The sequence below is a fragment of the Thioclava sp. SK-1 genome (assembly GCF_001705665.1).
Lineage (GTDB): Bacteria > Pseudomonadota > Alphaproteobacteria > Rhodobacterales > Rhodobacteraceae > Thioclava.
Genome location: NZ_MDHA01000056.1, coordinates 33,493 through 42,093, shown reverse-complemented (window position 1 = coordinate 42,093; position 8,601 = coordinate 33,493). Strand labels below are relative to the sequence as shown.

General features: G+C 57.8%; 4 protein-coding genes and 1 pseudogene. All 5 read left to right on the top strand.

Annotated features, from left to right (window positions below; genetic code table 11):
* Positions 1-38 precede the first annotated feature (38 nt).
* Positions 39-341: pseudogene (locus BFP70_RS20395) on the top strand (IS481 family transposase); the annotation flags it as partial.
* 547 nt (positions 342-888) lie between these two features.
* The gene (locus BFP70_RS20390) at positions 889-1,227 is read left to right on the top strand and encodes a hypothetical protein (RefSeq protein WP_083217516.1); all 339 of its coding nucleotides are present in this window, start codon (positions 889-891) and stop codon (positions 1,225-1,227) included.
* Positions 1,228-1,537: 310 nt separating this feature from the next.
* A complete protein-coding gene (locus tag BFP70_RS13915; protein WP_066012265.1) occupies positions 1,538-3,931 on the top strand; it encodes a class I SAM-dependent DNA methyltransferase in 2,394 nt (797 codons plus the stop codon).
* Entirely contained in the window at positions 3,928-5,214 is a 1,287-nt protein-coding gene (locus tag BFP70_RS13910) for a restriction endonuclease subunit S (protein ID WP_066012264.1), read from the top strand. The genes BFP70_RS13915 and BFP70_RS13910 overlap by 4 nt, the downstream gene beginning before the upstream one ends.
* Before the next feature lie 51 nt (positions 5,215-5,265).
* Positions 5,266-8,283: a type I restriction endonuclease subunit R gene (locus BFP70_RS13905; RefSeq protein WP_066012263.1), complete on the top strand. Its 3,018-nt coding sequence runs from the start codon at positions 5,266-5,268 to the stop codon at positions 8,281-8,283.
* The last annotated feature ends 318 nt before the right edge of the window (positions 8,284-8,601 follow it).

Here is an 8,601-nt window from a genome sequence, read left to right as displayed (position 1 = left end):
AATGGTTTGATCCTTTTGCAGAAATGTAAAGATGCCTTATGGGACAAGTTTGTCACGGAAGCGCCACGACCGCGCACGCCGTAAGAGCAGCAATACAGCGATCGCAAGCTTCGCTCGCGATGCTGTGCCGGGAGCTGGGGATCAACCCAAAGACAGTAGCGAAGTGGCGTAGACGGCAGACGGTTGATGATCTCAAGACGGGCCTAAAGACGCCACGTTCCACGGTCCTTCCGAAGGCTGAGTAGGCGGCTATCGTCGCGTTTCGACGCCACACGCTGCTGCCGCTTGACGACTGCCCCTATGCGCCTCAGCCGTCCATCCCGCCCCTGACACGCTCGGCGCCACCGCCCGCAAACAACGCTGCATGTGCAGCGAACGTCAGAAAGCTCCGCAACGCAGCCAATGCTTCTGAGAAATTTCCTATAATGCGGATGAGCGACAGGATCCACGGCTGCAATGCGGCATAAATGTTTGCTGCGCCGAAGCAAACATTTCGCTGCGTGCGCGTGCAACATAAAGGTGGCGCTTCTGCTACGGGCTCTATTCCGTCAAGCGGCGATGCAGGACAAGCCTTGATCTTGGTCCGCTCAGAATGTCGGCTTCCACCTTTGCTGGGCGATCGGCTTGTCGCCGCAGCGAAGGTCCGGAAGCCGCCCTCCCTGTTAGTGTCTGGCGCTAAATCGTTACTGCTTACCCTTAGGTCAAATGGGCTCTTGTTGAGAAAATGGGATGGGCTCAATTTTTCGCAAATTAATCAACGATATAAAAGAATTTTCGATAGATTTTCCTGTTGCAACATCCGCAAAATCCAGCCTACCAAACACTTATGATGTAGGCCGGATACTGAGGCAGTACCGGATAGTCACCCATTTTACAGAGGACGCATTTATGAAACTTGAAGACTTCGCAAGACAACTTCCCCAAAATTTCACCGAACAGGAATTCGTTGCCCTGATGAACCAGGTTATCGATCTCAAAAAAATTGTCGATCTGCCTGCCGCGGAACGAAGTGCCCTTTTCAATGGCGTCCAGTATCTCGTTGACCTTATTATGCTGGCACAAGAAGTGAACGGGGAGCTTCATACTCATCAGGGCCATCCTGTTGTGGATTATCGAGGCCCCTTCATCCCGCATGTGCTGGTGCGGCCGGAGGGCGTCGAGATGGATCGTTCGGCACTGGAGACCCTTGGCGTCGGTGAAGCCGAAAAGTATTTCGGGGATGAATAGACCTCTGGCGTAACGGGCCACGGTTCTGGTCCGCCCTCGCAGGCCATTACACAGGGCCCCTGCGCGGCCCGGATCATGTATGATGATCGCTGGGATGAAGGAAGCAGGGGCTCCGACTTGGAATAAAGGGATTGCCCTTCGGGTGATCAGAAAGGTTGCTGGTTGCCTTTGAAGTTTAGAAGCGCTGTCAGGCCCTTGGAGGCGCACCAACACATGTCGCGCCTCTGGCTCCATTGCCGAGCCACCCGCTTGCCGTTATCCTCATGCGCAAAGCGCGTATAATCGCGCGAATACCTTTTGGGGCCTTCCATTGAACCAGACTTCCCACAATAGCCTTGTTTCCTTTATCTGGCGCATCGCCGATGACTGCCTGCGTGATGTTTATGTCCGCGGCAAGTACCGCGATGTCATCCTGCCCATGGTCGTGCTGCGCCGCCTCGACACGCTGTTGGAACCGACCAAGGACACCGTTCTCGAAGAGGTCAGGTACCAGAAGGAGGACCTGGCCGCGACGGAGCTGGATGATGAGCCCCTGAAGGACGCCTCGGGCTACGTCTTCTTCAACACCAGCCAGTGGACGCTGAAGAAGCTGCACGGCTCCGCCACCAACAACCAGCAGATCCTTCTCGCCAACATCGAGGACTATCTCGACGGTTTCTCCGACAACGTCAAAGAAATCATCGGCCGCTTCAAGCTTTTCGAGCAGATGCGCCACATGGCCGAGAAGCAGGTCCTGCTCGACGTCATTGAGAAATTCGTCTCCCCGTGGATCAACCTGACCCCGCACGACATCGAGGATCCGGAAGGCAACACGCTGCCCGGCCTGTCGAACCTCGGCATGGGCTACGTCTTCGAAGAGCTGATCCGCAAGTTCAACGAAGAGAACAACGAGGAAGCCGGGGAACACTTCACCCCGCGCGAGGTGATCCACCTCATGACGCACCTCGTTTTTGACCCGATTAAGGACCGCCTGCCACCGGTCATGACGATCTACGACCCGGCTTGCGGGTCAGGCGGCATGCTGACCGAGGCCCAGAACTACATCAAGGAGCCCGACGGGCCGATCCAAGCGGGCGGCGACGTCTATCTCTACGGCAAGGAGATCAACGACGAGACCTACGCGATCTGCAAGTCGGACATGATGATCAAGGGCAACAACCCCGAGAACATCCGCGTCGGCTCCACCCTCTCGACCGACGAATTCTCGGCCAACCGCTTCGACTTCATGCTCTCCAACCCGCCCTACGGCAAAAGCTGGAACAGCGAGGTCAAGTACATCAAGGACGGCAAGGACGTCATCGACACCCGCTTCCAGGTCGATCTGGCCGACTACTGGGGCAAGGTCGAGACCATGGACGCCACGCCGCGCTCCTCGGACGGGCAGCTGCTCTTCCTCATGGAGATGGTCAGCAAGATGAAGCCCATGGGCACCAGCCCGCTCGGCTCGCGCATCGCGTCGGTCCACAACGGCTCCAGCCTCTTCACCGGCGATGCGGGCAGCGGGGAATCCAACATCCGCCGCTTCATCATCGAGAATGACATGCTGGACACCATCATCCAGCTGCCCAACAACCTGTTCTACAACACCGGCATCACCACCTACATCTGGCTCCTGTCCAACGCCAAACCCGAGGGACGGCGCGGGCGGGTCCAGCTGATCGACGCCAACCTGCTGTTCCGCAAGCTGCGCAAGAACCTCGGCGACAAGAACTGCGAGTTCTCGGACGCGCACATCCAGGCCATCACCGACGCCTGCCTCGCCTTCGCCCCCATCGAACGTCGGATGGACGCCAACAACGATCCTACCGGCATCGCCGTGCAGGTCTTCGACAACGCGGATTTCGGCTACCACAAGGTCACCATCGAACGCCCCGACCGCCGCCGCGCGGCCTTCAGCGCCGAACGCCTCGCGCCCCTCCGCTTTGACAAGTCCCTGCGCGAACCCATGGAATGGCTCTATGGCGAACACGGCGATCAGGTCTATCAGCCGGGCTTACTCAAGGAACAGACCAAGGCGATCACCGCGTGGTGCGAGGAAGCAGGCATCACCCTGAACGCCAAGGCAAAGACCAAGCTGCTCGACACCAAGTACTGGGTCAAGCTGCGTGACCTGCTGGCCACCGCGACCCAGATCATGGGCGATGTGGGCACGGAGGAGACCGACGATTTCAACGCCTTCCGCAAGGCGGTGAGTGCCGTGATCAAGGCGCGCAAGTTCAAGCTGGGCGTGACCGAGAAGAACGCCATCCTGAACGCCGTCAGCTGGTACGACGAGACCGCGCATAAGGTGATCGACAAGAAGCACAAGCTGACCGGCGCGGAGGTCGAGGAACTCACCACCCATCTGGGCTGTGCGGCGGGCGATCTGGCCGATTTCGGCTGGTACCGGCAGACGGACGGCAGCTATCTGACCTTTGATAGCACCTCTGACCTGCGTGATGCGGAAAGCGTGCCGCTGAAGGACGACATCCACCGCTACTTCCGCGCAGAAGTGAAGCCGCATGTGGAAGAAGCATGGATCAACCTCGACTCCGTGAAGATCGGCTACGAGATCAGCTTCAACAAGTACTTCTACCGCCACAAGCCGCTGCGCAGCCTCGAAGAGGTGACGCAGGACATCCTGGCCCTGGAAGAAAAGGCCGACGGTCTGATCGCCGACATCCTTGGTGTCGAGGTCGCGACCAAGCTGGAGCCGGCGGAATGAACATCGCGGCACAACCCACGTATGACGAACTCGCTGACAGCCAAGTGGATTGGCTGGGCGAAATCCCGACGACTTGGCAGACACGCAAGCTCAAGTATGTCGTAAAGATCATGAAGCGGATCGCCGGATGCGAAGGCCCAAGCGTACTTTCCATCACGCAACAAGGAATCAAGGTCAAAGACGTTGATAGCGGTGAAGGACAACTTGCACAGGACTACTCAGGCTATCAGATTGTGGATCGTGGCGACTTTGCCATGAACCACATGGACCTGTTAACAGGGTATGTCGACATCTCGAAATTCGACGGTGTCGTCAGCCCTGATTATCGAGTCTTCCGCAACTTCAGTTCTGATATCCTTGACGAATATCTGTTGTTGATCTTTCAGATCGGCTACTCTCAAAAGATCTTCTTTAGGTATGGGCAAGGCGTTTCCCTGCTGGGCCGCTGGAGACTACCTGCGGACAACTTCAATGAATTCTCGATACCGATCCCACCCCTGGATCAACAGAGGAAGATCGTCGACTTCTTGCGCGCAAAGGTAGCCACGATTGACGAGGCGGTGCGGATCAAGGAGGAGCAGATCAGGCTGCTGGCCGAGCGCAGGCAGATCCTGATCCAAGAGGCCGTCACCCGCGGCCTGAACCCCGACGCCCCCATGAAGGACAGCCGTATAGACTGGATCGGCCAGATCCCCGCGCATTGGGAGGTTCACCGGAGCAAGTTCTTGTTCACGCAAAGCAAGGAGCTTGCCCGGAAGGATGATATCCAGCTCTCCGCCACTCAATCCTATGGGGTCATCCCGCAGGAAAAATTCGAAGAGTTGGTTGGCCGTCGCGTGGTCAAGATCTCGACCAACTTGGACAAGCGGAAGCACGTCGAACTGAATGATTTCGTCATCAGCATGAGAAGTTTCCAAGGTGGACTTGAGAGAGCGTACAGCACAGGTTGCATCCGCTCGTCCTACGTCATCCTGCGCCCATCATCTCAGGTGAACCCAGATTTCTTCGGCTATCTCCTGAAAACGCTGCGTTACATTCATGCTTTGCAAATCACCGGCAACTTCATCCGTGACGGGCAGGACCTGACATTCGAGAACTTCGCAGGCGTGGACCTCTTTGTTCCACCCTACGAGGAGCAGGCCGAAATAGCTGTGCATATCAAGAGCGGATGCGATGCAATTGATCGGGCCATTTCTCTGAAGGAATCCCAGAGTTCCGCATTACGGGAATACAAGACGAGCTTGATCAACGCGGCGGTGACTGGAAAGATCAAGGTAGTGTAAGCGCCCGGCCCCTGATCGGGGCGGGGCGGAGACTCATTTGAAAGCAAAGCCATGAATGTCGCGGTCAGCAACACCAAGGAAATCGCCCTCGAACAGGCCATCGAACGACGGCTTTGCGGCGCGAGCTCCGAAGAGCTGGCCGCTGGGACTGTGGCCTCCGGCCCGTTCCGCATCGGGCGGCCTTCGGATTTCGACGCGCCCCTCGCGCTCGACCGCGCGAAGTTCTGGGAATTCCTCGAGACCACGCAGTCCAAGGACCTCGACAAGCTCAAGAGCCACAACCCCGCCGACTGGCAGGCCAAGATCACCGGCCAGCTCGACAAGCTGATCAAGTCCAAGGGCTTGCTGCATGTGTTGAAAAAGGGCCTGCCCGTCGACAATGCGCATTTCACCCTGATGTATCCCGCGCCCCTGGCAAGCTCGGCGCAAAAGGTCCACGACAATTTCGCCGCCAATATCTGGAGCGTGACCCGGCAGGTCCATCACAGCACCGCCAACCCGAATGAATCGGTGGATATGGTGCTGTTCCTCAACGGGCTGCCGCTGGTGACGCTGGAGCTGAAGAACGCCTGGACCCACCAGACCGCCCGCTATCACGGCCAGAAGCAGTATCGCGAGCGCGATACGAACCAGACCCTTATGCGCTTTGGCCGCGTGCTGGTCCACATGACCGCCGACACCGACGAGGTGTGGATGGCGACGAAGCTGGCGGGCGCCTCGACCTTCTTCCTGTCGTTCAACAAAGGCCACAACGAGGGCGCGGGCAATCCGCCCAATCCGAATGGCCACAAGACCGCCTATCTGTGGGAAGAGGTGCTGCAACCGGAGAGCCTTGCCGGGATCATCCAGCATTTCGTGTTGCTGGAGGGGAAGGCCACCGACCCGCTGGCAAAGAAGACGCTGATCTTCCCGCGCTATCACCAGTTGAACGTGGTCCGGAAGCTTTTGTCCCATGCGGCAGAGATTGGTGTGGGGCACAGCTACCTGATCCAACACTCCGCCGGTTCGGGCAAGTCCAACAGCATCACCTGGGCCGCCTACCAGCTGATCGAGACCTATCCGGCGAAGCTGGGCCTGCCGGGAGCGAAGGCGCTGGACGCCCCGCTTTTCGACAGCGTGATCGTCGTGACTGACCGCCGCCTGCTGGACAAGCAGCTGCGCGACAACATCAAGGACTTCTCCGAGGTCAAGAACATCGTGGCCCCGGCGCTGAAGTCCTCGGACCTGAAGGCCGCGTTGGAGAACGGCAAGAAGATCATCATCACGACGATCCAGAAGTTCCCCTTCATCATCGACGGCATCGCCGACCTGAGCGACAAACGGTTCGCGGTGATCATCGACGAGGCGCATAGCGGCCAGAGCGGCATCGCCAGCGACAAGATGAACCAGGCGATGGGTGCTGATCCGGACGAGGAGGATCCGCAGGACAAGATCCTCGCCGCCATGGAAGCGCGCAAGATGCGGGGCAACGCCTCCTACTTCGCCTTCACTGCGACGCCGAAGCCGATCACCCTGGAGAAGTTCGGCGAGAAGCAGCCTGACGGACGCTTCCGGCCCTTCCATTTGTACAGCATGAAGCAGGCGATCGAGGAGGGTTTCATCCTCGACGTGCTGGCGAATTACACGACCTACAAGGGCTATTACGAGATCCAGAAGTCCATCGAAGACAATCCCCTGTTCGACACTGCCAAGGCGCAGAAGAAGCTGCGCGCCTATGTCGAGCGGAGCCAGCAGACGATCAACACCAAGGCCGAGATCATGGTCGATGACTTCATCGACAACGTGGTCAACCCGAAGAAGCTGCGGGGCAAGGGCAAGGGTATGATCGTCACGCAGAACATCGAGATGGCGATCCGGTACTACAAGGCGGTCCAAGCGGAGCTTGCCAAGCGCGGCAACCCGTTCAAGGCGCTGATCGCCTTTTCTGGCGAGAAGGAGGTCGACGGGGTCAAGTTCACCGAGGCCGAGATGAACGGCGTCGCAGAGGACAAGACCCGCAGCGAGTTCGACAAGGACGAGTACCGGCTGTTGGTTGTCGCGAACAAGTACCTGACCGGCTTCGACCAGCCGAAGCTCTGCGCGATGTATGTCGATAAGAAGCTGCAGTCGGTGTTGGCGGTTCAGGCCCTGTCGCGGCTGAACCGGTCTTCGCCGAAGCTGGGCAAGCGGACCGAAGACCTATTCGTGCTCGATTTCTTCAACTCGACCGAGGACATCAAAGCTGCTTTTGATCCCTTCTTTACGGTGACGACCCTGTCGGAGGCGACGGATGTCAACGTGCTGCATGAGCTGAAGGCAACTCTGGACGATGTGGGTGTCTATGAATGGTCCGAGGTCGAGGAGTTCTGCAAGCGGTTCTTCGATGGCGAGGATGGCGCGAAGCTGAGCCCGCTGATTGATGTCGCCGCTGAGCGTTTCGACGCCGGCTTGGAGTTGGAAGACCCCGAGAAGATCGACTTCAAGATCAAGGCCAAGCAGTTCGTGAAGATCTATGGCCAGATGGCTGCGATTATGCCCTTCGAGGTTCTGGCATGGGAGAAGCTGTTCTGGTTCCTTAAGTTCCTGGTACCGAAGCTGAACATCCAGGACCCGAACCAAGATGCCTTGGATGATCTGCTAGAGGCCGTTGATCTTTCCTCATATGGGCTCGAGCGTACCAAGCTGAACCATGCCATCGGCCTTGATGCTTCGGAAGCAGAGCTGGACCCGCAGAACCCCAATCCTCGTGGCTACCGCGAAGGAGAGGTTCAGGAAGATCCGTTGGAGGAGATCATCCGCAGCTTCAATGAGCGTTGGTTTCAAGGCTGGGGCGCTACACCGGAAGAGCAGCGGATCAAGTTCCTGAACATCGTCGAAAGTGTGCAGGCCCATCCGGATTTCGAGGAAAAGTTCGATGGAAACACTGACCCCTACAGCCGCGATTTGGCATTTGAAAAAATCATGAAGGAAATCATGTTGAAGCGTCGGAAAGAGGAACTGGAGTTGTACAAACTTCATAGCCAAGACGAGGCGTTCAGATCTTCACTCTACCGAAGCGTCAAGGAAGCGCTCGCGAAGAGCGCCGGCTAGCTGGCGGTAACTTGTGCGCTCGGGGCACTTGTTCAGCACGAGTGTCGATGGGCTTGACCGGCCATTGATCTGGATGAAGCCTGTGAGAGCGTTCGACTGCCATCGAATGGCAAGGGCACCTGCAAGAAAGGGAAGCGTATGATCGGTCCGTTGATCTGCATAGCTGGTATAGTTATCAGCATCGCAGGGTCCGTCCATTTCAGGCTGATTTACCAAGAATCTGTGCAGCGAGCCCATGTCGATCCTGAAAGGTTCAAGCGCTTTGTAGAGAGCGCGCCGCTGCACCGGCTGTAGGAGCTGAAGGCGAAGCGACCGGTG

Excerpts from the sequence above, each read along its gene's own strand:
- BFP70_RS20390 (WP_083217516.1), top strand. The coding sequence starts at position 889 with ATGAAACTTGAAGACTTCGCAAGACAACTTCCCCAAAATTTCACCGAA.
- BFP70_RS13910 (WP_066012264.1), top strand. The coding sequence starts at position 3,928 with ATGAACATCGCGGCACAACCCACGTATGACGAACTCGCTGACAGCCAA.
- BFP70_RS13905 (WP_066012263.1), top strand. The coding sequence starts at position 5,266 with ATGAATGTCGCGGTCAGCAACACCAAGGAAATCGCCCTCGAACAGGCC.